This window comes from Pantoea sp. B65 (assembly GCF_047308185.1).
Taxonomy (GTDB): Bacteria; Pseudomonadota; Gammaproteobacteria; order Enterobacterales; family Enterobacteriaceae; genus Erwinia.
Genome location: NZ_JAHXPU010000017.1, coordinates 1 through 25,697, shown reverse-complemented (window position 1 = coordinate 25,697; position 25,697 = coordinate 1). Strand labels below are relative to the sequence as shown.

Genomic DNA, 25,697 nt, shown 5'->3' with positions numbered 1-25,697 from the left:
GCTCAGTCCTTACGCGCCTAAATCCGCTGGCAGTGGCGCTTTCAGCCACTCTTCCGACATGCTGTTCAGGGTTTTATCTTTAATCGCCTGCTCAATCAGCGCATCCACCTGCGCTTTCAGCGCGGGTTCGTTTTTGCGCAGACCAATAAAGCACGGCGAGTCTTTCAGCATAAATTTGGCAACCGGCGCTTTATCGGCGTTTTGACGCGCAATAGCAGCAACCACCAGGTTACCGGTGGCAACGTACTGCACCTGACCGGAGAGATACGCGGAGAGCGTGGTGTTATTATCTTCATAGCGTTTCACTTCGGCCCCTTTCGGCGCCACATCGCTTAACACCATATCTTCCACCGCACCACGGGTTACACCGATGGATTTGCCGCTCAGTTCAGCGGCATCTTTCAGCGGCGCATCTTTCGGGCCAAAGACCCCGAGGAAGAATGGCGCGTAAGCACGGCTGAAATCGATCACTTTTTCGCGCTCGGCATTTTTCCCCATGCTGGAGATCACCAGATCGACCTTGTCGGTTTGCAAATAGGGTACGCGGTTAGCACTGGTCACCGGCACCAGCTGTAACTTTAGTTTCATCTGTTTCGCGAGGTATTTCGCCATATCGATGTCATAACCCTGCGGTTGCAAGTCAGTGCCGACAGAGCCAAATGGCGGAAAATCCTGCGGGACGGCAATCCTGATCACGCCACGTTTCTGAATATCCTGCAGCTGATCGGCACTTGCCGTTGTTACCTGAGACAACATCAGCGCCGCGCCCATTACCGCCATTAATACCTTTTTCATCATCATACCCCGGTTAGTTAATCATGAAACAAAAGATTCTTGTTAACTGCATTCTGCAACTAATGTGCCAGAGGCAAAGCTGCCGCTTAATTTTTATAAGTGACAGATTTTACGCGGAAGTGGAGGGAAAACCGGCGGGAATCGGCGAGAACCTATTGAACCAAAAAGAGGCAAAGCACCAAAATGGTGCCCCGTTAGCGTTGTTCCAGCTCGTCAAGGTGCTGATACAGATCGGCGATCTGATGGATACGCTGGCGCCCCTGCGACAATAATTCATGCAGCAGCGCATTCGCCAGCAGATTAACGACGCTCATCGCCGAGGCATAACTGTCAAACGCCGAGACACTATCCAGCGAGGCAAACAGTTGCCAGCGCGATAGCGCGATCACCCCCTGCGCCTGCGGTTCACAGATCAGCAGCACCGGTATATTGTCCTGCTGCAGTTGCTGTAACAGCGGCCTGACAATACGCGGACGACGGCGAAACGCCACCACCACCACCACATCCTCCGGGGTGATATCCACCAGCTCTTCCGCCAGCGTCTGACCAGGTTGCGGCAACAGATAAACCTGGGTACGCGCCTGCACCAGTTGCTGACGCAGGTGCAACGCCACCGGATAAGCATTGCGCATACCGATAATAAATACCCGCTGGCCCTGCGCCAGCGCCTGAATAATCTCGCCAAACTGCGTGGTATCCATGCTGTTTACCCACTGCGTCAGGTTCGCCATCTCCTGCTTGTAGTGGCGCGCCAGCAGCGTGTTGCCCTGCACCGCATCCCGGTTATCGGTTAACGGCATGCCGCTCTGGCGCAGGGTACGCAGTTCATCGCGCATATCCTTATATTTTTCATAACCTAAGCGCTTAAACAAACGGCTAACCGTGGCTTTCGATACCCCGCTCAGCCGCGCCAGTTCAGCGCTGTTGTAGCTGATCAGGTCGTCAAAGTGGTCAAAGACAAAGTCAGCGATGCGCTGTTCCTGCGGCGACAGCTGGGGGTAATGACTTCTCAGACGTTCATCAAGCTGTTTCATGGCGCTCTCTTGTAACTTTCGTTTCACTGAACATAACACAATTTTTCGCGCCGCCAATCTTCCCGGCAGCAAATCATCAATCCGCTGGCAACCTGGAACATCTCTTGCTTCACTGTTCTTCTCTGTAACCCGATAAAAAAGAGCAAGCGATGATTCAGAGTAATATGGCCCCGCTGGGAATGGCGGTGACGCCCCACCATTTGGCGAGTGAAAGCGCCCTCGCCGTGCTGCGTGAAGGCGGCAATGCAATTGAAGCGATGGTCGCTGCGGCGGCAACGATTGCCGTGGTCTATCCGCATATGAATGGCTTAGGTGGCGACGGCTTCTGGCTGATCATGCCGCCGCAAGGCGAACCGGTGGCAATTGATGCCAGTGGTGCGGCCGGTTCGCTGGCGCATTTCGATTTTTACAGCGGTGAACAGCATATCCCGCATCGTGGGCCGAAGGCGGCCCTCACCGTCGCCGGAACCGTCAGCGGCTGGGCGGAAGCGCTGAAAATTTCGACGGAACTGGGCGGCGCGCAGCAACCGCTGGCGCGTCTGCTGGCCGATGCCATTCGCTATGCCGCCGATGGTATTCCGGTTACCCAGTCACAAGCCTCCGCCACGGCAAGCAAATTTAGCGAACTGGTCGCTCAGCCCGGCTTTGCCGCGAACTTTTTACCGAATGGCGAAGTGCCGCGCACTGGCAGTCGTTTCACCCAGCCCGATCTGGCGAACACCCTGACGGCGCTGACGATTGACGGGCTGGACAGCTTCTATCGCGGCCCGCTGGCGCATAAGCTGGCGCTGGAGATGTCGCGCCTCGGCATGCCGATCACCCTGGAAGATCTGCAGAGTCATCAGGCAAAACGCCGCACGCCGCTGTGCGTGTCTCACCAGCAGGGTGAGATCTACAATATGACGCCGCCCACCCAGGGACTGGTTTCGCTGGCGATCCTCGGCATCACCGACCAGTTAAACATGGCAGAGGCTAACGATGCGCAGACCGTGCACCGGATTGTCGAAGCCACCAAGCTGGCATTCGGCCTGCGCGATAAATACCTCACCGATCCGCTGCATATCAGTGAAGAGATGCAGTCACTGCTGACCCGCGACCGTCTGGCGGCGATGGCGGCGCAGATTGATGAGCAGAAAGCGGCGCCATGGGGCAGCGGGCGTGGTCCTGGCGACACGGTCTGGATGGGGGTGATGGACAGCAGCGGGCTGGCGGTCTCCTTTATCCAGAGTATTTACCATGAATTCGGCAGCGGCGTAGTACTGCCCGATACCGGTATTACCTGGCAGAACCGCGGCGCCGCTTTTAGCCTGCAACCCGGCCATCTGCTGGCGCTGGCTCCCGGTAAGCAGCCGTTCCATACCCTGAATCCGGCGGCGGCGCGTCTGCATGACGGCCGCATCATGGTATATGGATCGATGGGTGGCGATGGTCAGCCGCAAACGCAGGCCGCCCTGTTTACCCGTCATGTGGTGCAGGGCGTGCCGCTGCAGCAGGCGATCAGTGCGCCGCGCTGGCTGCTTGGCCGCACCTGGGGTCAGGCATCCGAATCGCTGAAACTGGAAGGCCGTTTTTCCGCGGAAACCATCGCCACACTACGGGCGCTGGGCCATGAGGTGGAAATCCTGCCTGATTTCAGCGAGGCCGTCGGCCATGCGGGCGCCATCGTGCGCCATAACAACGGCATGCTGGAAGGCGCGTACGATCCGCGCAGTAACGGCAGCGCCGCGGGTTTTTAACAGGAGACACTGATGAATAATACCCCTGACTGGGCGGCCTATCTGGCGCAGATGGAGCAGATTCTGGCGCTGGAATTAGATGATGCCCGCCGGGCCGAATTGCTGACGCAGTTTACCCGTATCGCCGCGATGTCGGCGCCGCTGATGGCTTTTCCCCTCGACGATCGTCTGGAAGTGGCGGGAGTGTATAAAGCATGAATCTGGCCACGCTCTCAATTGCAGAACTGCAATCCGCACTGACATCAGGCGAGATCAGCGCGCGCGAGATCGCCCGGCAGACGCTGAGCGCGATTGAACAGCACAACCCGGCAATTAATGCCTGGACGCAGGTGACCCGCGATCGCATGCTGCAGGAAGCCGATCGTATTGACGGTTTACGTCGTAGCGGCCAGCCGCTGCCGGTGCTGGCCGCAGTGCCTTATGCGGTAAAAAATCTGTTCGACGTGGCGGGCTATAGCACGCTGGCCGGCGCCAGTCTGTTCAGCGACCGTCCCGCTGCGCGTCATGATGCCTGGGCAGTGGATAAGCTGGCGAAGTCTGGCGCCCTGCTCTCCGGCATGCTGAATATGGATGCTTACGCCTACGGTTTTACCACCGAAAACAGTCATTACGGCGCCACCCATAATCCGCGCGACCTCAGCCGTATCGCCGGTGGTTCTTCCGGCGGTTCAGCGGCGGCGGTGACCGCCGGGCTGGTGCACTTCTCCCTCGGTAGCGATACCAATGGCTCCATCCGCGTGCCTGCTTCACTGTGCGGTATTTTAGGTCTGAAACCCACCTTTGGTCGTCTGTCGCGCAGCGGCAGCCATCCTTTTGTCGCCAGTCTGGATCATATTGGTCCGTTCGCCCGTAGCGCCGCGGATCTGGCGACAGTGTATGACGCCTTGCAGGGTGCGGATAGCCAGGATGCCTTCCAGGCCAGCGTGGCGGTGCAACCCACCCTGGCAGCGCTGGAGAAAGGTCAGGAGGGGCTACGCTGTGGCGTGCTCGGGGGCTATTTTCACCGCTGGTGTAATGACGATGCGCGCGCGGCTGTGGCCGCCGCCGCCCGCGCGCTGAATGGCAACGATGAAGTCCTGCTGCCTGATGCCGAAATTGCCCGCTCATCAGCGTTTCTGATCACCGCTTCCGAAGGCGGGAACCACTATTTACCGGCGCTGCGTGCCACCCCGGAGCGTTTCGAGCCGCTGTCACGCGAGCGCCTGCTGGCGGGGGCGATGATCCCGGCGGCCTGGTATGTGCAGGCCCAGCGCTTCCGTCGTCATTTCCAGCAGCAGGTGTTGCCGTTGTTTGAACAGTTCGATGTACTGATTGCGCCAGCGACGCCGTGCAGCGCCACCACCATTGGTCAGGAGACGATCCACATTAACGGACTGGATCTGCCGACCCGCGCCAATATGGGAATGCTGACGCAGCCAATCTCATTCCTTGGTCTGCCGGTAACCACCGTGCCGCTGCAAACCGCCAGCGGGCTGCCGATTGGCCTGCAGCTGATTGCCGCACCGTTTAAAGAAGAGATGTGTTTACGTGCCGCCCGCGCGCTGGAACAGCAGGGGCTGGTTATGGCGCAAGCCGTCACGATGAGTAAATAACCATGAACAGTGAATATATTGATCGCCCGGCGATTATCGCCGAAGTGACCGCCGCATTTTACCGTTACGAAACCGCGCTGGTCAGCAATGATACGGCGGTGCTGGACGAGCTGTTCTGGCATGACCATCGCACCGTGCGTCTCGGCGCCGGTGAAAATTTATATGGTATTGAGCAGATCCGCGCTTTCCGCGCCGCCCGTCCGTCCGCCGGTTTAGCCCGTCAGTTGCAGAATACCCTGATCACCACTTTTGGTGATGATTATGCGGTATGCAGTACCGAGTTTACCCGTGAGGGCAGCGCCAGCACCGGTCGTCAGCAGCAGACATGGGTACGGATGCCAGCCGGGTGGCGAATTGTCGCGGCACAGGTAAGTTTGATGAGCTGAAATCGTTGCGTCAGGCACGGGCGGAATAAATTCCGCCCGCTACAGATAGCGATCAGACCTGCGGCGCAGGATGCGCCTTAACCCAATGCTCGGCGATCTGCTGCCGCGTGCACACCCACGCTTTATCATGCTGCTGCACATAATCAAGAAAACGCTGCAGCGCTTTAAAACGACCCGGGCGCCCCAGCAAGCGACAGTGCATACCAACCGACATCATCTTCGGTGAGCTCTCCCCCTCTTCATACAGCACATCAAAACTGTCTTTCAGATAGGTGTAAAACTGCTCGGCAGTATTAAACCCCTGCGGGGTGGCGAAACGCATATCGTTGGTTTCTAAGGTATAAGGAATAATCAGATGCGGTTTTACCGTACCATCCTGGCAGGTTACCTGCGTCCAGAAGGGCAGATCGTCACCGTAGTAGTCGCTGTCATAAGTAAATCCGCCATGCTCAACCACCAGCCGACGGGTGTTCGGACTGTCACGCCCGGTATACCAGCCGGTCGGGGCTTTACCGAACAGGTCCATCAGCACATCCACCGCCTGCTGCATATGCTGACGCTCCGTTTTGGCGTCCATCCCCTGATAGTGGATCCAGCGCCAGCCGTGACTCACCACATCGTAATCGGCCTGTTTAATCGCTGCGACGATTTCCGGATGGCGCGCCAGCGCCATCGCCACGCCAAACACGGTAAGCGGCAGGCCACGCTTCTGAAACTCGTGATGAATGCGCCAGAAACCAGCCCGGGAACCATACTCATACAGCGAATCCATCGACATATGGCGCTCAGGGTAACTGGCGGCGCCAATAATATCGGATAAAAACTGCTCCGAACCGGCGTCGCCGTGCAGAATATTATTTTCCGCACCCTCCTCATAGTTCAGCACAAACTGTACGGCAATCCGCGCGCCATCGGGCCATGCCGCATGGGGTGGATTACCGGCGTAACCACGCAGATCGCGCGGATAGTTTTTGTTGAAGCTATATTCTTTCTTCTCTGCGGCATCAGTCATTGTCAGGTTTCCTGTCGTCGAGCCGAACTATCAGTTTAGGTGCTGAAAAGCGCCCGTCATGGTTTTTCGGATCGGAAAATCAAGATCGCCATGTTTGCTGGTTGATAATCCCAGCGCCACCAGCGATTCCACCATTTTCACCGCTGCACCCACGCCGTCAATAACCGGCAGACCAAGTTCCAGCGTTAACTCTCTGGCCAGCGTCGCCATCCCCCCGCAACCCAGCACAATGGCACCGCTGCCATCTTCGCGCTTCGCTTGTATACAACGCGCGCGCACTTTCTCTTGCGCGATACCACTGCCATCTTCCAGCGCCAGCACCGGTAAGTCGATAGCATGCAGTGCCGCGCAGTGATGCGCAAAACCATATTGCTGCAGCAAATGACGCGCGATAATCAGGGTACGCGGTAATGTCGTCACAATCGAAAAACGTGTCGCGACCATCGTCGCCATATGCATCGCCGCTTCGGCAATACCGACCACCGGTCCCTGCGCCAGCTCACGCGCCGCCAGCAAACCCGGGTCGCCAAAGCAGGCGATCACATGACCACTGACCCCCTGCTGGCGCCCCAGTTTAATTTGCTCCAGCACGCCCACGGCGGCAATCGCCTCATCAAAGTGGCCCTCAATCGAAGGTACACCCTGCGAAGGGGATACCGCCACAATTTCAGTCTCCGCCGCCGCCACCGCACGGGCGGCGCGGGCGATGGTTTCCGTCATCGCCCAACTGGTGTTGGGATTAATCACCTGAATAATCTGTTTTGCCATTACTCTGCGCTCCCGGGCTGACCAAACAGGCGCGCAAAGTCAGGCAGCGTCTCGCCGCTGCGTTCAAAGTGCAGGCTGGCTACGATATTGGCGAAATGTTGCTGCATCGCGTCTGTCAGCGCCGACAGCGATTTCTCACGTAACATGGCGATCAGACGATCGTGATCGTGACAGCGGCAGCCCTGCTGCCACGGGGCGCCCCAGGCGGCAATCACCAGTGATGAACGCTGTGTCAGCCGCGTCACCATTTCAGTCAGTACCTGGTTGCCGGAAATCGCCTGCAGCTGAATATGAAAAGCCGCCGAGAGGCGGATTGCCGCCGGACCATCATGCTCTTCATGCGCCAGCTGTTCCTGGCGCGCCAGCTTCTCCAGCGCCGCCAGATGCGGCGGCTGACAGTGCGCCAGCACAAAAGGCAGGTTGGCGCACTCAATCAGTGAACGGGTACGAAAGATATCCTGTGCTTCATCTACGCCAGGCGTCGCCACCTGTGCACCACGCTTGGGCGTCAGGGTGACCATTTGCACTGCCGCGAGGCGCTGTAGCACTTTACGGATCCCGGTACGGCTGACGCCAAATACTTCCGAGAGCGCCTCTTCAGGCAATTTACTTCCGGGTGGCAACTGATGTTCCACTATCGCTGACATCAGCGCCTGATAGATGGGTTCGTCTTTATCATTCAGGTCAGAGGCCGTTTTCAGGCCATTTTCACTCTTCATTACCTACTCCGGTAAACATCATTGCATACAAGAATCGTATACATGAAATTCCACTCCTGTATACAAAATTTCATTTTTGGCCTGTTTCCTGCAATACCCCTTCCACAGAGTTTGTTATTCGGTGCATTCAGAGGAGCAGGTTTCATGCCAAATAGTCAAAGTGTTAACCCGGCGTCGGCAAGCGAAGCCAATGCCAACTACAGTCCGCGGCTGTGTAATGAAGATCTGGCGCCGACGCGCGACCAGAACTGGAGCTGGTACAACATCTTTTCGTTCTGGATGTCGGATGTACACAGTATGGGCGGCTATGTGGTCGCCGCCAGCTTCTTTACCTTAGGCCTGGCAAGCTGGCAGGTATTGCTGTGTCTGCTGGTCGGTATCTGTATTGTACAGATCTGCGCTAACCTGGTCGCCAAACCCAGCCAAATGGCGGGAGTCCCGTATGCGGTAATCTGTCGTCAGGCATTTGGCGTGTTTGGCGCCAATATCCCGGCGGTGATCCGCGGCCTGATCGCCTTCGCCTGGTATGGCATTCAGACTTACCTTGCCGCCAGTGCGCTGATGCTGGTAGCGCTGAAGTTCTGGCCGGCGCTGGCGCCAATGACCCAGGTCTCATGGCTGGGTCTGTCGCAGCTGGGTTGGGTCTGTTTCGGGATGATGTGGCTGCTACAGGCGATGGTGTTCTGGCACGGGATGAGCGCAATTAAACGCTTTATCGATGTTGCCGGTCCGGCGGTGTATATCGTGATGCTGTCACTGGCAGGCTGGATTGTCTGGCAGACCGGTTTCGACGGCATCTCCTTTACCCTCGCCAGTAAGCAACTGAGCGTCGGCGAGCAAAGCTGGCAGATGATTACCGCCACCGCGCTGGTGGTCTCCTACTTCTCCGGTCCGTTACTTAACTTTGGCGACTTTTCGCGCTACGGCAAAAACATGGGCGAAATTCGTCGCGGCAACCGCTGGGGTTTACCGTTTAACTTCCTGCTGTTCTCTATTGTCACGGTCGTGATTGTCTCCGGCACCCAGTCACTGTTTGGCAAGATGATTACCGATCCCATCGAAACCGTCAGTATGGTGGGTAACGATCTGGCAGTGGCCATTGGCCTGCTAACGATGATCACCGCCACTATCGGCATCAATATTGTCGCGAACTTTGTCTCACCGGCATTCGACTTCTCTAACTGCTCGCCGCAGAAGATCAGTTTCCGCACCGGCGGCATGATCGCCGCAGTAGGTTCGGTGCTGCTGACGCCGTGGAACCTGTTCCAGTCGCCAGAGCTGATTCACTATACGCTGGATGTGCTCGGCGCCTTTATTGGTCCGCTGTTCGGTATTCTGCTGGTGGATTTCTATCTGATTAAACGTGGCACGGTATCGGTAAACGATCTGTTTGACGATACGCCCAAAGGGAAGTACTGGTATCGCGGCGGCTTTAACCCGAAAGCGATTGCTGCCCTGCTGCCAGCGGTGGCGATTGGCCTGGTGATCAGCTTTATTCCTTCACTGCATGCGGTAGCCAACTTTAGCTGGTTTATTGGCGCCTTCCTCAGTGGCGGCGCTTATCGCTGGATTGCCCGCGATGAACGCGCGGGTGTATCTGCGACGCAATATACCGGCAAGGTAGCGATTCAGAAGGACTAAAACGACGAAAGCCTGATTCATTACTGAATCAGGCTTTCTGAATGTTGGCGGAACGGACGGGGCTCGAACCCGCGACCCCCTGCGTGACAGGCAGGTATTCTAACCAACTGAACTACCGCTCCGCGCTTTGTTCCCCGTCGGGAACGAGGCGCATATTAATAGTAGCGAGATTTTCCGTCAACGGTTTTTAGCAGATAAAAACGCGTTTGCATGCTTTTTCATCATAACACTGTTTTTTGGCACATTTATGAAGCACTTATGTGCGCCACAGACAGCTGCCGCCTTTCTTCATCACTAAATCCAGACGCTGTTCATGGGCCATGACCTCTTCATCGCTGGCCTGCAACACGCGCAGTGCCGACTGTGGCCGGGTAATCCGCTGAATGCTCTGGCTGCCATCCGCTTCCTGACGCTCACCCTCTACTGAAAATGACAGTGAGGTTTGCCCGCCGGTCATCAGCAGGAAGACATCCGCCAGAATTTCGGCATCGAGCAATGCGCCGTGCAGCGTACGCTTGCTGTTATCGATATCATAACGCGAGCAGAGCGCATCAAGGCTATTGCGCTTACCCGGGAACATCTTACGCGCCAGCATCAGGCTGTCGGTTACCTGGCAAAAGGTATCGGTTTTCGCAATGCCTTTGTTCAGCTTACTGAACTCGTAATCCATAAAGCCGATATCAAACGACGCGTTATGGATCACCAGTTCCGCGCCGCGGATATAGTCGAGAAACTCATCGGCGATATCACTGAAGCTCGGTTTATCCAGCAGAAACTCGTCGGCGATGCCGTGAACGCCAAAGGCTTCCGGATCCACCAGCCGGTCAGGCTTCAGATACATATGGAAATTGTTACCGGTCAGGCGGCGGTTAACCACCTCTACGGCGCCGATTTCAATAATGCGGTGGCCTTCGTAGTGGACACCTATCATGTTCATACCGGTGGTTTCGGTATCGAGTACGATCTGGCGTGTAATTGCTGTGCTCATAGGGCTCGTTTATGTCAGACTTGGCGTTTTGTCAGAGGGAAGTTTACCAGAGATGCGTAAACAGGTAGAAATTTTCACCGACGGATCTTGCCTGGGTAATCCGGGTCCCGGCGGTTACGGCGCAATTTTGCGCTACGGCCAGCATGAAAAAACCTTTAGTGCCGGTTATCACCTGACCACCAATAACCGCATGGAAATGATGGCCGCGATTGTCGCGCTGGAAGCGTTAACCCAACCCTGTACCGTAACACTCAGCACCGACAGCCAGTATGTGCGCCAGGGCATCACCAGTTGGATCCATAACTGGAAGAAACGCGGCTGGAAAACGGCCGATAAAAAACCGGTTAAAAATGTCGATCTATGGAAACGGCTCGACGCGGCGTTAAGCCACCATGAAATTAAATGGGAATGGGTGAAAGGCCACGCCGGTCATCCGGAAAATGAGCGTTGCGATGAACTGGCGCGCAGTGCTGCCGGTAACCCGGCCTTTGACGATATCGGTTATCAGCCGGAATCCTGATCGCCGGCGTCGCGGAACAGGCGGGTCACATTGACAGTCTGACGCAGACGTCCGGTGTTGGCCAGCTTCCTGGCTGGCGTCATGGTCAGCGGGAAGGTGCGTTTTCGCGCCACGACAATATTCAGACAGCCTAAAGCCGGCAGGTGCGTGCTGATCATTTTTCCGCCCTGCCGGTTCCATGGCACCACCTGAAAACGGGTGCGGTGCATCACCTCATAATTGAGCAGGCTCAGCCAGTCCAGCAGCCGCATCTGGCTAAACATCCGCCCGCTCCAGGGCGCGCGCCGATGTAATCCCGGGATCGCTTTTCCCATTCCCAGCAGGCTGAACGGATTGAAGCCGCTAATAATCATCCAGCCATCATCAATCAACACCCGATCAACCTCACGCAAAATGCGATGCGGGTCACCGCTCCAGGCCAGAGTATGCGCCAGCAGGCAGGCATCGACGGATTTGGATTCAAACGGCAGACACATCGGATCGGCAATCACCTGCAGCAGCTCACCTTCCGCCCCGACATTCACCTGATGAGAGATGGAGCAAGCCTGAGTATCAATTTCCGCACTAAGATTGCCAATTTTAAGCAGGTGAAAACCATACAGCTTGCCGAGGCTCGGCTGCAGATGATGTGAAAGTGCATCACGAAAATATTCGCCCCAGGGCATGTCCGCCCAGGAGTTCGGAGCATTAAGAATTTGGCGTGTTTTAGCGGGCTTCATGCTTTACCATCTTCATTCCTTCACGGCCTTCTGAGAGGTGACTATGAATCTTACCAGCATTCCGGCACTAGAGGATAACTACATCTGGGCGCTAAATGATGACAGCGGTCACTGCCTGATTGTTGACCCGGGCGAAGCGGATCCGGTAATCGCCACTCTGCAGCAAAATCAGTGGCAACCCACGGCTATTTTACTCACTCACCATCACCATGACCACGTTGGCGGCGTAAAACAACTGCTGGAAATCTGGCCACAAATAGTGGTGTATGGACCGCAAGAGACAGAAGATAAAGGAGCGACAGCGATCGTCAGTGAAGGCGATCGCCTGACTATTTTGGGTCACGAATTTGAGGTAATTTACACCCCCGGTCACACTTTAGGACATATCTCATATTTCAGTTATCCTTACCTTTTCTGCGGCGATACCATGTTTTCTGCGGGTTGCGGGCGGCTTTTTGAAGGTTCGCCAGAACAGATGTTTGAATCTTTTCAAAAACTTAATAAACTACCCGAACAAACGCTGGTTTGTTGCGCACATGAATATACATTATCTAATCTGAAGTTTGCGCAGGCGATCTTGCCGCAAGATAATGAAATTGCGCGCTACTGCCTGCAAATTAAGGAGTTACGCGCTAAAAACAGCATTAGTTTGCCATCAAAACTGGCCGTTGAGCGCAAAATTAATTTATTTTTAAGAACGCATGATGCTGATTTACAAAGAGTTATAGGGTTCGATTGTGCACCACAGCCTCAATGGCAAGTTTTTGCCCGTTTACGCGAGTTGAAAGACCGTTTTTGATATTTGTGGTTGTGTTGTTGAAAACGAGCACGTATGATTGCTCGTCTTTTAAGCAAACTATTGACACACACATGAAGGCTAAAGCGATATTACTCGCCTCGGTCTTGCTGGTGGGTTGTCAGGCGTCAAGGCATGATGCCAACACCCCAGTCCAGCATGCACAGAGTCTGTCTTCAGCAGGTCAAGGTGATGAAAATGGAAAGTACGCAGATGGAATGTTGTCTCCGCGTTGGCAGGATGATGGAACCAACCTCGCGCAAGACCAGGATCTGTGGAATTTCATTAGCGACGAGCTGAAGATGGAGGTTCCGGAGAATTCCCGGATCCGTGAACAAAAACAAAAGTACCTGAAGAACAAGAGCTATCTCCACGATGTAACATTACGGGCAGAGCCGTATATGTACTGGATAGTCGAGCAGATTAAGACACGTAAAATGCCGATGGAACTGGTACTGCTACCCATAGTGGAGAGCGCTTTTGATCCCCACGCGACATCAGCCGCGAATGCCGCAGGCATTTGGCAGATTGTCCCGGCTACGGGGCGTAATTATGGTTTGAAACAAAACCAGTGGTATGACGGTCGACGTGACGTCGTCGCATCTACCAAGGTTGCGCTGGATATGATGCAGCGTCTGAACGACATGTTTGACGGCGACTGGTTACTGACCATCGCAGCCTATAACAGTGGTGAAGGACGCGTCATGAAAGCGGTAAAACAGAATAAAGCGCGCGGGAAACCAACCGACTTCTGGAGTTTATCGTTACCACGCGAAACCACGGTCTATGTGCCGAAAATGTTGGCTTTGGGCGAAATCCTGAAGAACAACAAGCGTTACGGCGTACGACTGCCGACTCCTAACGAAAGCCGCGCTCTGGCGCGTGTGGAAGTGGGTCAGCAGATCGAACTGACACAGGCTGCCGATATGGCAGGCATGTCACTGACCAAACTGAAGAGCTTTAATACGGGTTACAAACGCGGAACAACGGCGCCAAACGGTCCCCATTACATCATGGTACCGAAGTCGAATGTTGCGGCGCTACGTAACTCCCTGGCGACAGGTGATATCGCTGCGGTTCAACCCACCCAGGTGGCGAAAAACAGCAGCAGCGTTGGCGGTTATAAGGTACGCACTGGCGACACCTTATCCGGTATCGCCACCCGCCTTGGCGTTTCGGTAAAAGATTTGCAGCGCGCGAACAATTTGCGCGGCGCAAATATTAAACCGGGTCAGACGTTAAGTGTTGGTGGTGATAAAAGCACGACGCTGGCGGCTAACAGCAGCATCACCTACCAGGTGCGCAAAGGGGATTCCGTTGCCAGTATCGCTAAACGTCACGGTGTTAATGCCAAAGACGTGTTGCGCTGGAACAGCATCCTTAGTGATGCGAGAACCATCCAGCCAGGCGACAAGCTGACGTTGTTTGTGAATAACAGCGCCACGCCTGACAGCTAAGCAAATCAGCCATACCAGATACGTCCTTATCTGATAAAAGAGCCACTCCGCGGAGTGGCTCTTTTTTTTGCCCGACGCTCAGGGCTTAAAGGCTTCGATAAAGATAATATCGGTGCTGAAACTGCCATCCTGCTGTAACTGATAGTAGCGCCGCACCTCGTCAGAGGCTGATTGCTGATAGGCGCGAATTGCGGTCACCAACGCTTCCGGCGTGCGCATACGCGCTATCCAGCTGGAGAACTCCAGATACAAACGATCCTGCGACACATTGCTGATAGCTAAGCCGGCTTCAGTAAACATCGTCAGCCATTCACCCGGGTTATAGTCGCGCACATGTGAAGTGTCACGCAGCGCCTCGACGGTTTGCAGCCAGATATCCAGCACCGCATTCCCCGGGGCGTTGACGTCCATAAACATCACTCTGCCCGCCGGTTTCAGCACGCGTTTTACTTCACGCAACGCCTGGCCGACATCATGCCAGTGATGCGCGGAGTAACGACTGATCACGATGTCAAAACTGGCATCGTCAAAGGGTAAGGCCTCAGCATAACCCTGACAGGTGGTTAAATGGCCGTATCCGCGCTCCTGAGCGCTTTTCTTTACCACTTCCAGCATCTGCCCCGAAAGATCGTAGGCCACCACCTCACGCACCTGCTGCGCCGCGATAAAGCTGGCATGCCCGCCGCCGCATCCTAAATCGAGCAGCCGGGCTGCTGGCAGGCTGGAGAGTCGCTCGCTCAGACGTTGTAAATCGCGTCCGCTGGCATGCACTGCGCTGTTCAGGTAAGCGTCGGCACGATCGCCAAACTGTTTATCGACATGCTGGTGATGACTCTGCGTGGTCATAGCTCGGTTTCCTTTGGTGGTTTTTTTAACGATGGCAGATGCAACGACCTGCCCTGACGGCAGGCCTGTAACATACTCAGTTAAGCTCAGGCTTACCGGGGTAGAATTCGACGAGTAGCGGGTTATGATCGGATGCGCGCGTAACGAGGACTGATGCCTCTGCGACATGCATACCGCGGTAGAAAACAAAATCTAACGGGCGACCAAAGGCTTTACGCCGGTTATCGTCGGTAAAACGGACTTCGCGTAGCGCCATCTCGCGCGCAAAGCGAAATAGCGCATTCATCCGCTGCCGGCTCCAGGCGTTAAAATCACCCGCCATAATCACCGGTCCCTGATGATGCAGGATCTGCTCACCAATTGGCCCCAGCTGTTTACTGTAAACATCAATGCCGAGGCTAAAGTTAACCGCATGAATATTGACCACCATCAGCCTCTCACCGCCAGGCAGCGGATAAGCGGTAACCAGCGCCGATTTCGACAACCGCAGCAGCGGCTCACGTTCGCGTAGCGGGCAACAATAAATCGGATGGGCGGCGGCCAGGGTCATTACGCCAGAGGGATGTTGGGGCAAAACAAAAGCAGGCACCTGATCGGCAGCCAGATAATTGGAGGTGGCGAACTGCACCAGTTCCGGTGTGGTCTGCGCTTCCTGCAGCAGAACCAGATGCGCATCCTTACCAAAGTTTTGCAGCACCGATAACCAGTCAGCACGCTGCTGCTTAAAGATATTCCATACCAGTACCCGCAGCGTGGTTTCGGTGGGTAACGGAACTCCTGGCGGTAAGGCATCACCTACATGCAGCATCGCTCCAGGGGGAAAAATCCGCTCCGCTGGCTGACCTGCAACATATCTCATGGCATAGGTTTTCTTGTGCACTTTACCGCCCGAACCTTTTTTCACTGCTGAGTGTAGTATCTCGTCTTTCAGTTATAGGGGCTTTGCGTCTGAGTTTCAATCGGTACGGCTGATTTACGCGCGTCATAGCGAAAGTAAATGCAAAACGGCCGGCTTTTGCAGACCGTTGCTGTTTTTCAGCTCAGTACCGGCCGGGCAACCCGATCAAGACGGCCGCTGTATATCACCAACAGTAGCGCGACCAGAACAATCAGCGCCCCGACCCACGGGGTCTGCGCCAGGCCGTAATGACTGACAATTTGCCCCCCCACTACCGACCCCAGCGCAATGCCGACATTAAACGCGGCGATATTCAGGCCGGAGGCGACATCAACCGCACCCGGCGCTGACTGTTCAGCCTTCTGTACCACATAAACCTGTAAACCCGGTACGTTGGCAAAAGCGAAGATCCCCATGACCAATACCGTCGCCAGCGCAGCGTACTGAACAGATGCGGTGAGCTGGAACACGACTAGCAACAACGCCAGCGCGGCAAAGATAAAGGTTAAAGCCGCCACCGGGCCATGCTTATCGGCCAGCTTGCCTCCCCAGATATTACCAATCGCCACCGAGATACCGTATCCCAGCAGAATCAGGCTGACCGCCGAAGGGGAGAACCCCGCCAGCTCCTGCATCATCGGCGCCAGGAAGGTGAAAGCGGTAAATACCCCACCGTAGCCCAGCGCAGTAATCGCATAGATCATCAGCAGACGTGGGTTAGTCAGCACCCTAAGCTGCTGTTTAATGCCCGCCATGGCGCGCAGTGGTATATTGCGTGGAATCAACAGCTGGCTGCTGCCCAGCGCAATCAGGCCAATCACGGACACTGCCAGAAAAGTTTCGCGCCAGCCGAAGTGCTGGCCGATAAAAGTCCCTAACGGTACGCCAGTCACCAGCGCCACCGTCAGGCCACCAAACATTAACGCAATCGCTGAAGCGGCTTTCTCTTTCGGCACTAAACTGGTGGCGATGGTCGAACCTACCGAGAAAAATACGCCGTGCGCCAGACCGGTCAGCAGTCGGGCAATAATCAGGGTTTCATAGTCTGGCGATAGCCAGGCAATCAGGTTGCCAACGGTAAATAGCGCCATCAGGCTGACCAGCAATAATTTACGCGGCATGTTTGCGCTTAACGCCGTCAGCACCGGGGCGCCAATCGCCACGCCAAGCGCGTAGATGGATACCAGTAAGCCGGCGGAAGGTAAGCTAATCGCTAACTGTTCCGCGATGGCTGGCACCAGGCCAACAATAACAAATTCAGTGGTGCCTATGGCAAAGGCGCTGATAGTAAGTGCAAGTAACGCTAACGGCATCGGTCGCTCCGGTAATTCAGGTTATCTGATGGCGCTCAGTATCAGCGCATGCTTAAATAACAAAAAGATGCAGAATTTCAATTTACTTTTGCTGATGGAGCAATAATGAAAGCGACATCTGAAGAGTTGACCATTTTTGTCGCGGTGGTGGAGAGCGGCAGTTTCAGCCGCGCCGCAGAACAGCTGGCGATGGCTAATTCAGCAGTAAGCCGGGCGGTGAAAAAGCTGGAAAATAAGCTCGGTGTGGCGCTTCTGACGCGAACCACCCGTCAGGTTAAGCTGACGCAGGAGGGGGAGACGTATTTCCGCCGGGTGCAGAAACTGTTGCAGGAGATGGCCAGCGCCGAAAATGAGCTGATCGAGAGCCGGAAGGTCCCCAGTGGTCTGCTGCGTATTGATGCGGCGACGCCGGTAGTGTTGCATCTGCTGATGCCGATGATTAAACCCTTCCGCGAGCGCTATCCGGAAATTACCCTGTCGCTGGTATCGTCGGAAAACTTTATTAATCTGATTGAACGTAAAGTCGACGTGGCGATCCGCATTGGCAACCTTAGCGACTCCAGCCTGCGCGCCCGTCCGCTATTTATCAGTTATCGCAAGATTGTCGCCTCACCCGCCTGGCTGGCGCAGAATGGCACACCGAACAGCGTCGACGATCTGCGTCAGCATCACTGCCTCGCTTTTGTTGACGCGCCGCGTCTTAACCGCTGGCCGCTGGCTCAGCAGGATGGCCAGCTGTTCGATATTACCCCGGCGACCTCCTCCAATAGCGGCGAAACCATTAAGCAGCTGTGTCTGAGTGGCAATGGCATTGCCTGTTTATCGGAATATATGGTTGATAAGGAGATTGCCGATGGCAGCCTGGTGGAGTTACTTGCCGACCAGCTGTTGCCGGTAGAGATGCCGTTAAATGCGGTCTATTACAGCGATGGCGCCGTGAATATGCGCATGCGCGCGTTTATTGATTTCCTTAGCGCATGGATCAATGGACAATATCCGCCGGGACGCTAGCCGCCAGCCGCTGCTTCAGGCTGCCCGATGGCGAAAGCGATCGATTTCAGCGGGCAACAGATACATCGAGTCGATAACCACGCTGGCGCCGGCAGATTCGAGCCTGGCCTGATGATGACGGTCGCTGTGGGCGCCGCCGGTAAAACCAATCACATACATACCCGCCCTTTTCGCCGCCATCACCCCATGTACCGAATCTTCAATAACGATAGTGTTGCCGGGTAAGGCATGCAGCACCTGAGCGGCATGCAGGAAAATATCAGGTTGCGGCTTCGAACGGCCAGGCCCCAGATCGACAGCGGAAAAGATATTCGGCGCGAACAGATGCTTCAGTCCGACTAAAGTCAGCATATACTCTAACTGTTCTGAACCCGAGTTTGAGCAGATACATTTGCTGGTCGGGAGGGTGCTAATCACCTCCTCAGTACCAGCGATGCGGGTTAACTTTTCGGCAAAGCTCTCCAGCAATAACCGATAAAATTCCTGATGAATGCTTTCCGTAATGCTAACGCCTTTCTCTGCTCTGACTTTATTAATCAGTTCATCCCATGCCAGCCCGCTATAACCGGCGATAAATTCGTCAAACCCAATATCTACCCCCTGCTGACCCAGCAGCGAGAGGGTTAGTTGGATCCCGATAATTTCTGAGTCTACAAGCACGCCATCACAATCGAAAATGATCAGATCCAGTTTATTGTTCATCAGCCTCATCCGAAAAAAAACGTCTGGCCGCAGAGATTCAGCGCTGACGGCCAGACAAGCAAAACATGGGGTTACACGTTAACCAGCTCTTTTTTGTATTTTATCAACAGTTGCTGAATATCGCGTAGTCGGGATACCGCAATTGAGGACAATTTCTCTTTCGAAACATTGCGATCCAGGGAAATACAGTCTTTCCACAATGAGCGCCCGGCGATCACCCCCGATGCCCCATTGCGCAGCGAGATATCCACTTGTTTCAGGAAGGTCTGGTGATCGACGCCGGCGGACAGTACCGCCCATGGGATCTCGCCACATATTTCAGTAACTTTTGCACAGGCCTCTTCGGTTCCCGGATAGGGGATTTTCAGCACCTTAGAACCACAATCAATACAGGCCCGGCAACCATCCTGAATCAGCTGCGGGATCTTGCTTTGGTACTCTTCCTTGCTCTCACCTTCCAGCGGGTAAGTGAGAAACTCCACGACCAGGAACAGATCTTCGCGGGCAAAATCATCAATCACCGCGCGCAGGGTCGCCAGGTTAGCGCTATTGGCCTCGGGAGTATCCATACGTAAGTAGATCATGATTTTCCCGCCGGTGGCGCCCAGCTCACGAACTTTACGTGCATTAATTCCGTCAACCATTTTTGAAATACGATAACCCTGCGGCGAAGTATCCCAGCCAGAGGCATCCAGCCCGACCAGCAGACCGGTATTACGCGGCACCACTCCCTCATCAACAATACCAGGCACTGCGCAAATCGGATCGACTAAAACGCATCCGGCTTCCGATGCCAGGTAACTGGTAATATCGTATTTCGTTTTCCCTAAGGTTTCATTGCTGATTTTCGCCTGCTCTTCCGGCGTCGCGGCCAATAGCGTTCTCATACCACCGCGTTGATCACAGGCAACAACCATCATTGAACCGGTAGCATCGCAGATCATTTGATAGCCACGACGTTCAGCCGTTGTCATTTTGTTCATTGGTTAATTCCTCGTACAAGAGATAATGTATTTAAATCAGATTTAGTTCAGGCGGTTTTTAACCCACAAGATAAGGTCTTCATTATTTCCACCCTTATCCTGGTCAACGGTATATACCTCACCGAATTCCATGGGTTGCGCTTTTTCCGCCAACAGAATTAATTCAGGAATATATTCTTCACCGGGGTGTCCCTTAACGCGGCAGCCGCAGCGATGTTGATATCGTTCGGCAACCAGCGCGGGCGAGACTTTATTCCATATTTCGATAACCGTCTGGCAACCACACATCGCGAGGTAATCAGCTAAAACCGATCGTTCGCGAAAACCAAACCAGGCATCCATAATAAAAACCGTATCCGGTGGTGAACTCTTCACAATATTGAACATGGACTCATAGGCGGCATATCCCAGCTTGCGATTTAATGGCCTGTCGATGATGTCTGAAAACTGAACCATAAACGGCTCTTTGATCTCATCAATACTTAACACAGGAAAATTAAAATATTCAGAAAGAGCTCTGGCGACAGAACTTTTTCCTGATGCCGGTATGCCGTTAACTAAAATCAGTTTTTTCATAGTAACCCAATAATTTCATCAATTGTTGTGGCTCGTCTGATTTGAGATAACGTTTCCTCCTGTTCCAGCAGGCCGACGATCGATGCAATGCCCTCAGTGATATGAGAATCACTGTTCACCCCACCAAACATCACAATAATATCTACTGGTTCACTGCCGTTAATTGACACCGGATGCGTAAGCGTCACCATACTAAAGCAATCTTTAATTACTCCGCATTCCGGTCTGGCATGAGGAATGGCGATACCCTCATCAAAAACGTAATACGCCCCATACTCCATCGTGTTATTAATCACAGCTTGCGGATATTCAGCAGTAACAAACCCACCCTCAATTAATGGCTTTGCCGCTTGTTCTATGATTTCTCCCCATGAATCAACATCAATCCGCACCTGAATATATTTGTTCTTTAAGAGGAACTCTTTAATACTCATATCACCTCATATATTTCTGCGAATGGTATTCCTTAGCTCATCCATTTTCACAAAGACATCATCAACCCGACTACGGTAGTGCTTATTGCCCGAAAATATCTTCACAGCCTGGTTATATTTAACCATTAACTGTTTCTGAATGGCGTTATCTGCCGGGTTTTGTAATAAACCTGATTCCAGTTGCGATAACTCCGTCTCTATTCTCGCTGCTGCCTCATCATTTTCACTCCCCCCTTGAGATTCATCTGAATTAAACAGTTGTTTTAACTTTGAAAACATAATATCTCCTCACATCGTTTCTCGATGATGCGATTGATACCAGGCGATAGCCGCCAGCAATAAAGCGAATTACTTTGTCAGTTTTCGGTTAGCAAACCAGACAATCACAATAACAAAGGCGATAAAGCCAACCACGAACGGCCAGTCATTCTGGAAAGCATGACCCAATACCAGCCCGGTGCTGATCACATCCGAGTCACTAAAGGTGACACCTTTGAAACCGAATGTTTCGAGTAGCGGGACTAAGATGGCAGGTAAGAAGGTAATAAATAACCCATGTACAACCCCGCCAATAATCGCTCCTTTCCTGCCGCCCATGGCATTGCCAAACACGCCGGCAGCGCCGCCAGCAAAGAAGTTGGTTAACAGCCCGGGCAGGATCATCGCCAGACCAAACATCGGGAACACAATCATGCCAATAATCGAGCCGACGGTAGTGGCAAGGAAGCCGACGATAACCGCGTTTGGTGCATAGGGAAATAACACCGGACAGTCGAGCGCCGGTTTGGCATTGGGTACTAAGCGCATTGCAATGCCACGGAAAGCCGGAACCAGCTCATTCAGCAGTAAACGCACACCGCTGTACAGTACAAATACCCCGGCGACAAACTGCATCGATTGCATAAAGGAATACATGATGTAATTCATTCCGTTAGCAAACTGGGCGATATAGGTCGGACCCGCAAAGATCGCCGGAATGATGTACATCGGAATCATCACCACCGCCATTGACAGATAGGTGTCCTGGAGAAATTTGAAATTGTCCGGTAGTTCTAAGTCTTCCGTTGAGCGGGAGTTCTTCCCAATGGCGCGCGCCACAGCCGCCTGTACCAGATAGCCAATGGTGCAGAAGTGCCCAAGCGCGACATCATCAGAATCGGTAATCTTACGCACGATAGGCTGGGCGATGGCCGGCATTAACACCGCCATAATCCCGCCAAATATGCCACCGGTAAGGATGAGTGTCGCCCCGGTCAGCCCGGCCTTGTAACCAATTACCGTGCCAATGGTTGCCATCCACAACAGCGCCTGGCCGGTCAGGAAGATATATTTAAACGGCGTAATGCGTGCAATGATGATGTTGACAGCGAAGATCACCAACAGCGTCAGAGCCACTTCCGAACCGAGTTCGCGGTTTGCCACACCGGCAATCGCTGCAACGTCGGTAATATATCCCTTCATACCAAAACCGCTGGTAAAGATATCATTCAGAAAGGTTAAGGCTCCAACGATGATGTTGATGCCAGCCATCATGATCAGAAAACCCAGCAGAGTTTTAAAGGTCCCTTCGGCGGTTTTACCGACGGATTTTTTTTGCAGGATCAGGCCAATCATGGCGATTAAAGCAATCAGTATTGAAGCCTGCCCCAGCAAATCCTTCACAAGAAAATGTATAATAGCGTCCACTTACCACCTCATCTCTCAGTTCGAGTTCATATAAGCCAGAATTTTTTCTTCTATTTCTTTTTTGTCTGTCAGCTTATTAAGGACGATGACTCTTTTTTTCTCCTCCTCACTGGCATCCGAGTTTAAAATATCAGCAAACATCTTTTGGGTGAGAATAATGTCATATTTAAACGATGACGCTTCCGATACCGTGGTGTGATCGATATCAGCTTCGATACATAACTTTTGCAATACAGATTTGGCGCTCATTTCAATGGCAAAACTTGAGCCAAGACCGCAGCCACATACGCAGAGTACTTTAAGCATATTATTACCTCAGATAAGGTTATTTACTTTAGCCAGTTTGTAGAGATTACTATCTTCATCAACCAAACGTTTGTTCGAGTTTTCCAGATCAATCGGTATAGCTTTATTATTATTGTTAATTACGATTATTTTATTTGTCAGGCCGCTATTGATGCATCGTACGACCTCTTCCGCCAGAATAGCGCCTTGTATAATCTCCTCTCCAGTGGGAGTACCGCTTCTCAGGCCATAGCCGAGAATTGTTTTTCTGATTCTGATACCGATCTTATGTTCGATTTTACCGATCATCGTATCTATCGCCCCCTGAAATCCGGGGGTATATTCTTTGGTATAACCTTCAGAACATAAAATAATCACACTATTTTGTAGCTTAATTTTACTTTTGATCTTCCCGGCGAGAACATCAATATCCCACGGAGATTCAGGAATAAGTGCGATATCCGCATTACTCTTTAGCGCTGCCTGTAGCGTCAGTTCGCCGCAATAACCGCCCAGCAGCTCAATCATAAACACTCGTCCTGGCAAACCACGTCCGGTATTACGTAATTTTCCTACTTCGCTGATCACCTGTTCACAGGCAGTAGAGAAACCAATGGTATAACTATTACCCGTTATATCATTATCAATCGTCATGCCTACGCCGTAACAGTTAACACCATAACCACTGAGCACTTTCAAAAACTGAAAAGAACCATCTCCGCCGCCCATAATCAGACAATCAAGTTTTTTTTGCCGGATGTTCCTGACGATTTTTTCATAGTCAGATCTCTTACACTTATCCTCTTTCCTGCCTGATGAAATTAATGGCACCGGAGAAATCGATAAATCAACCAAATCCCGCCGCGAAATTTCTTTAAACCGGTTTTCGATTAAACCATTAATACCACCATCAAAAATCACCATTTCAGATTCCGTCATCCTGTTAATCTGGAACAGAAAATTATTCATTCCACTGACATCACCACCACTAATTACTAATCCTATTTTCATGGTTGACCTCAGATAAATACTCACCGGTGAATGTGGAATTAATGTTAATGATGGTCGAATTAATTTTTTCGAAGTAGATCACACTTTTGCAACGATTTCTGTTAACACAGGGTGTTGACAGCCATTAAAATCGCTCATTTTTGTGATAAACATCACGCTATTTTTTAGTGGTTTTTCAGTAAAAAATCGTAATCCACTGTTTTTTATCTGATTTATTTTTGTGAGCTAAATCTGGTTTTGGTTGTTATTTTCCGTGAATAAACCGTTGCTGGTTTTGTGATTTATTTCACATTAATCTGCTTGTCAGCTTTAAAATAAACCCGGGCTGGTAAGAACCGGCTTAGCTGGACCAGACAATTTATCGATTTTACAACCAGCGGTAATCTGTTCAGGGGAAAGTATTATTGATAAGAAATATGAAAGTGAAAGACGGTGTAGCGGGAGAATATACGCCGGTGCGCAGGGGGAATTTAGCAGGCAGAGGGGAGAAAGGGACAGTCTTCGCCAGTAAAGACTGTCCGGCAGTGGCTTTTAAATTATCAATCCCAGGCGGGCGCCAGACCTTCCGGACTGACCAGGCGGTCATTGCTGTCCAGCGTGGCGATCTGCGCCATATCTTCAGCATGCAGCATCAGTGACCGGGCTTTGAGATTGCTTTCAAGGTTCGCGCGTTGGGTCGATGAAGGAATTACCGCATAACCCGACTGCATTGCCCACGCCAGAATAACCTGCGCCGGTGTGGCCTGATGCTTGTCGGCAATCGCCTGAATCAGGCGATCCTTTAGCGCCTTGCCATAAGCCAGCGTCATATAGGAGGTAATAGGGATCCCTTTTTGTCGGGCAAACTCAACGACCTTACGGTTTTGCAGGTACGGGTGTAATTCAATCTGGTTGGTGGCAATCTCGTCCACGCCTACCGCATCAATAGCCTGCTGCATCAGTGCCGTGGTGAAGTTAGAGAGGCCAATGGCACGTGTCAGTCCAGCCTCTTTCGCCGCGACCAGCGCCTGCATGGTTTCAGCCACAGAGACCGCTGCGCCCGGTGATGGCCAGTGGATCAAAGTCAGATCGACATATTCCGTACGCAGTTTAGCAAGGCTCTGCTGCAGACTGGGGATCAGCGCTTCTGCGGAAAGATTTTCAGTCCATATTTTGGTGGTAATAAACAGCTGTTCACGCGGCACCCCACTCTCTGCTATAGCCTGGCCAACAGCTGCTTCATTTTGGTAAATCTGAGCGGTATCGATTACCCGGTAACCGAGCCCGAGCGCATTTTTTACTGATGCAATAACCACATCACCCTGTAAACGGAAAGTACCTAAACCAAAAGCGGGAATTGCCATCATATCCTCATTGTTCATATTGTTGCTGAAAGTGGGGAGAGTATGACAGCCAGATTATTGCTGAAAAAGCCGTAACTAAACCTAACACTTTTGACTAAAACGCAAAAATATGAGATTCAGACATACGAAAAAGCCCTGAGCAGATGCTCAGGGCTTTCGTAATAAGTGGCGGAACGGACGGGGCTCGAACCCGCGACCCCCTGCGTGACAGGCAGGTATTCTAACCAACTGAACTACCGCTCCACCGATTCTGTACTGACTTCAGACATCTGTCTGACTTCAGGTATTTCTCTCACTTCCGCGTCACGGGAAATGGTATTAATTTGATGCCTGGCAGTTCCCTACTCTCGCATGGGGAGACCCCACACTACCATCGGCGCTACGGCGTTTCACTTCTGAGTTCGGCATGGGGTCAGGTGGGACCACCGCGCTACAGCCGCCAGGCA

28 protein-coding genes, 2 tRNA genes and 1 rRNA gene are annotated in these 25,697 nt (G+C 53.0%); 9 read left to right on the top strand and 22 right to left on the bottom strand.

Translation table 11 applies throughout. The annotated features are described in order from the left end of the window. Positions 1–9 precede the first annotated feature (9 nt). Both JWF83_RS06980 and hpxU read right to left on the bottom strand, forming a co-directional pair. A complete protein-coding gene (locus tag JWF83_RS06980; protein ID WP_413649473.1) occupies positions 10–795 on the bottom strand; it encodes a transporter substrate-binding domain-containing protein in 786 nt (261 codons plus the stop codon). Positions 796–989: 194 nt separating this feature from the next. After that, on the bottom strand, positions 990–1,829 hold the full coding sequence (gene hpxU, locus JWF83_RS06975; RefSeq protein WP_413649472.1) for a MurR/RpiR family transcriptional regulator HpxU: 840 nt from the start codon (positions 1,827–1,829) through the stop codon (positions 990–992). A 149-nt stretch (positions 1,830–1,978) separates the two neighbouring features. Between hpxU and JWF83_RS06970 the strand changes: the two genes are divergently transcribed. From JWF83_RS06970 to hpxZ, 4 genes are read left to right on the top strand one after another with little or no spacing between them, the layout of a single operon-like run. Beyond that, positions 1,979–3,565, top strand: coding sequence for a gamma-glutamyltransferase family protein (locus JWF83_RS06970; protein WP_413649471.1), 1,587 nt, complete (start codon positions 1,979–1,981; stop codon positions 3,563–3,565). Positions 3,566–3,577: 12 nt separating this feature from the next. Beyond that, the gene (gene hpxX, locus JWF83_RS06965) at positions 3,578–3,763 is read left to right on the top strand and encodes an oxalurate catabolism protein HpxX (RefSeq protein ID WP_413649470.1); all 186 of its coding nucleotides are present in this window, start codon (positions 3,578–3,580) and stop codon (positions 3,761–3,763) included. After that, the gene (locus JWF83_RS06960; protein ID WP_413649469.1) at positions 3,760–5,157 is read left to right on the top strand and encodes an AtzE family amidohydrolase; all 1,398 of its coding nucleotides are present in this window, start codon (positions 3,760–3,762) and stop codon (positions 5,155–5,157) included. The genes hpxX and JWF83_RS06960 overlap by 4 nt, the downstream gene beginning before the upstream one ends. Positions 5,158–5,159: 2 nt before the next feature. Then, positions 5,160–5,543 (top strand): oxalurate catabolism protein HpxZ, encoded by a 384-nt coding sequence (hpxZ, locus tag JWF83_RS06955; protein WP_413649468.1) that lies wholly within the window; start codon positions 5,160–5,162, stop codon positions 5,541–5,543. A gap of 52 nt (positions 5,544–5,595) precedes the next feature. On the opposite strand, the gene puuE is transcribed toward hpxZ, so the two are convergent. Genes puuE through JWF83_RS06940 form a run of 3 tightly spaced genes read right to left on the bottom strand, consistent with a single transcriptional unit; the run spans position 5,596 to position 8,042 of the window. Continuing rightward, positions 5,596–6,555 (bottom strand): allantoinase PuuE, encoded by a 960-nt coding sequence (gene puuE / locus JWF83_RS06950; protein WP_413649467.1) that lies wholly within the window; start codon positions 6,553–6,555, stop codon positions 5,596–5,598. 30 nt (positions 6,556–6,585) lie between these two features. Next, positions 6,586–7,323 carry an allantoin racemase gene (gene hpxA / locus JWF83_RS06945; RefSeq protein WP_413649466.1) on the bottom strand — a complete coding sequence of 246 codons (738 nt, stop codon included), beginning with the start codon at positions 7,321–7,323 and terminating at the stop codon, positions 6,586–6,588. Beyond that, a complete protein-coding gene (locus JWF83_RS06940; protein WP_413649465.1) occupies positions 7,323–8,042 on the bottom strand; it encodes a GntR family transcriptional regulator in 720 nt (239 codons plus the stop codon). Before JWF83_RS06940 ends, hpxA begins: the two co-directional genes overlap by 1 nt. 144 nt (positions 8,043–8,186) lie before the next feature. On the opposite strand from JWF83_RS06940, the gene JWF83_RS06935 reads away from it, so the two are divergent. Continuing rightward, on the top strand, positions 8,187–9,683 hold the full coding sequence (locus JWF83_RS06935) for an NCS1 family nucleobase:cation symporter-1 (RefSeq protein WP_413649464.1): 1,497 nt from the start codon (positions 8,187–8,189) through the stop codon (positions 9,681–9,683). A gap of 45 nt (positions 9,684–9,728) precedes the next feature. Here the strand turns inward: JWF83_RS06935 and JWF83_RS06930 are convergent. Both JWF83_RS06930 and dnaQ read right to left on the bottom strand, forming a co-directional pair. Further along, positions 9,729–9,805: transfer RNA gene (locus tag JWF83_RS06930), tRNA-Asp, on the bottom strand. A gap of 134 nt (positions 9,806–9,939) precedes the next feature. Then, the gene (gene dnaQ / locus JWF83_RS06925; protein WP_413649463.1) at positions 9,940–10,671 is read right to left on the bottom strand and encodes a DNA polymerase III subunit epsilon; all 732 of its coding nucleotides are present in this window, start codon (positions 10,669–10,671) and stop codon (positions 9,940–9,942) included. On the opposite strand from dnaQ, the gene rnhA reads away from it, so the two are divergent. Further along, entirely contained in the window at positions 10,625–11,191 is a 567-nt protein-coding gene (gene rnhA / locus JWF83_RS06920; RefSeq protein ID WP_413649734.1) for a ribonuclease HI, read from the top strand. The genes dnaQ and rnhA overlap by 47 nt on opposite strands. Here the strand turns inward: rnhA and JWF83_RS06915 are convergent. Further along, positions 11,176–11,910, bottom strand: coding sequence for a methyltransferase domain-containing protein (locus JWF83_RS06915; RefSeq protein WP_413649462.1), 735 nt, complete (start codon positions 11,908–11,910; stop codon positions 11,176–11,178). The genes rnhA and JWF83_RS06915 overlap by 16 nt on opposite strands. 43 nt (positions 11,911–11,953) lie before the next feature. Here JWF83_RS06915 and gloB point away from each other — a divergent pair, with 43 nt between their 5' ends. Continuing rightward, a complete protein-coding gene (gene gloB / locus JWF83_RS06910) occupies positions 11,954–12,709 on the top strand; it encodes a hydroxyacylglutathione hydrolase (protein ID WP_413649461.1) in 756 nt (251 codons plus the stop codon). Positions 12,710–12,780: 71 nt separating this feature from the next. Continuing rightward, complete coding sequence (gene mltD, locus JWF83_RS06905; protein WP_413649460.1) at positions 12,781–14,163, top strand: murein transglycosylase D; 1,383 nt, start codon at positions 12,781–12,783, stop codon at positions 14,161–14,163. Between the two features lie 78 nt (positions 14,164–14,241). Here mltD and JWF83_RS06900 read toward each other — a convergent pair whose 3' ends face one another. The 3 genes from JWF83_RS06900 to JWF83_RS06890 form a co-directional block, all read right to left on the bottom strand. Beyond that, complete coding sequence (locus JWF83_RS06900) at positions 14,242–15,009, bottom strand: class I SAM-dependent methyltransferase (protein ID WP_413649459.1); 768 nt, start codon at positions 15,007–15,009, stop codon at positions 14,242–14,244. Between the two features lie 76 nt (positions 15,010–15,085). After that, positions 15,086–15,889, bottom strand: coding sequence for an endonuclease/exonuclease/phosphatase family protein (locus JWF83_RS06895; RefSeq protein ID WP_413649458.1), 804 nt, complete (start codon positions 15,887–15,889; stop codon positions 15,086–15,088). A gap of 155 nt (positions 15,890–16,044) precedes the next feature. After that, positions 16,045–17,220, bottom strand: coding sequence for an MFS transporter (locus tag JWF83_RS06890; protein WP_413649457.1), 1,176 nt, complete (start codon positions 17,218–17,220; stop codon positions 16,045–16,047). 105 nt (positions 17,221–17,325) lie between these two features. On the opposite strand from JWF83_RS06890, the gene yafC reads away from it, so the two are divergent. Then, complete coding sequence (gene yafC / locus JWF83_RS06885) at positions 17,326–18,231, top strand: DNA-binding transcriptional regulator YafC (RefSeq protein ID WP_413649456.1); 906 nt, start codon at positions 17,326–17,328, stop codon at positions 18,229–18,231. Between the two features lie 15 nt (positions 18,232–18,246). Here the strand turns inward: yafC and JWF83_RS06880 are convergent, their stop codons facing one another. From JWF83_RS06880 to rrf, 11 genes are all read right to left on the bottom strand, one after another. Continuing rightward, entirely contained in the window at positions 18,247–18,933 is a 687-nt protein-coding gene (locus JWF83_RS06880; protein ID WP_413649455.1) for an HAD family hydrolase, read from the bottom strand. A 71-nt stretch (positions 18,934–19,004) separates the two neighbouring features. After that, positions 19,005–19,916: a tagatose-bisphosphate aldolase gene (locus tag JWF83_RS06875; RefSeq protein WP_413649454.1), complete on the bottom strand. Its 912-nt coding sequence runs from the start codon at positions 19,914–19,916 to the stop codon at positions 19,005–19,007. A 42-nt stretch (positions 19,917–19,958) separates the two neighbouring features. Beyond that, positions 19,959–20,492 carry an AAA family ATPase gene (locus tag JWF83_RS06870; RefSeq protein ID WP_413649453.1) on the bottom strand — a complete coding sequence of 178 codons (534 nt, stop codon included), beginning with the start codon at positions 20,490–20,492 and terminating at the stop codon, positions 19,959–19,961. Beyond that, positions 20,489–20,926, bottom strand: a complete 438-nt coding sequence (locus tag JWF83_RS06865) for a PTS sugar transporter subunit IIA (RefSeq protein WP_413649452.1) — start codon at positions 20,924–20,926, stop codon at positions 20,489–20,491. Before JWF83_RS06865 ends, JWF83_RS06870 begins: the two co-directional genes overlap by 4 nt. Positions 20,927–20,932: 6 nt before the next feature. Then, a complete protein-coding gene (locus JWF83_RS06860) occupies positions 20,933–21,205 on the bottom strand; it encodes a hypothetical protein (RefSeq protein ID WP_413649451.1) in 273 nt (90 codons plus the stop codon). Positions 21,206–21,274: 69 nt separating this feature from the next. Further along, the gene (locus JWF83_RS06855) at positions 21,275–22,612 is read right to left on the bottom strand and encodes a PTS sugar transporter subunit IIC (RefSeq protein ID WP_413649450.1); all 1,338 of its coding nucleotides are present in this window, start codon (positions 22,610–22,612) and stop codon (positions 21,275–21,277) included. Positions 22,613–22,627: 15 nt separating this feature from the next. After that, entirely contained in the window at positions 22,628–22,918 is a 291-nt protein-coding gene (locus JWF83_RS06850; protein ID WP_413649449.1) for a PTS sugar transporter subunit IIB, read from the bottom strand. Between the two features lie 9 nt (positions 22,919–22,927). Further along, positions 22,928–23,908 carry a 6-phosphofructokinase gene (locus JWF83_RS06845; RefSeq protein ID WP_413649448.1) on the bottom strand — a complete coding sequence of 327 codons (981 nt, stop codon included), beginning with the start codon at positions 23,906–23,908 and terminating at the stop codon, positions 22,928–22,930. A gap of 539 nt (positions 23,909–24,447) precedes the next feature. Beyond that, positions 24,448–25,251, bottom strand: a complete 804-nt coding sequence (gene dkgB / locus JWF83_RS06840; RefSeq protein ID WP_413649733.1) for a 2,5-didehydrogluconate reductase DkgB — start codon at positions 25,249–25,251, stop codon at positions 24,448–24,450. A gap of 166 nt (positions 25,252–25,417) precedes the next feature. After that, positions 25,418–25,494: transfer RNA gene (locus JWF83_RS06835), tRNA-Asp, on the bottom strand. Positions 25,495–25,579: 85 nt separating this feature from the next. Further along, positions 25,580–25,695, bottom strand: a 5S ribosomal RNA gene (gene rrf / locus JWF83_RS06830). Positions 25,696–25,697 lie beyond the last annotated feature (2 nt).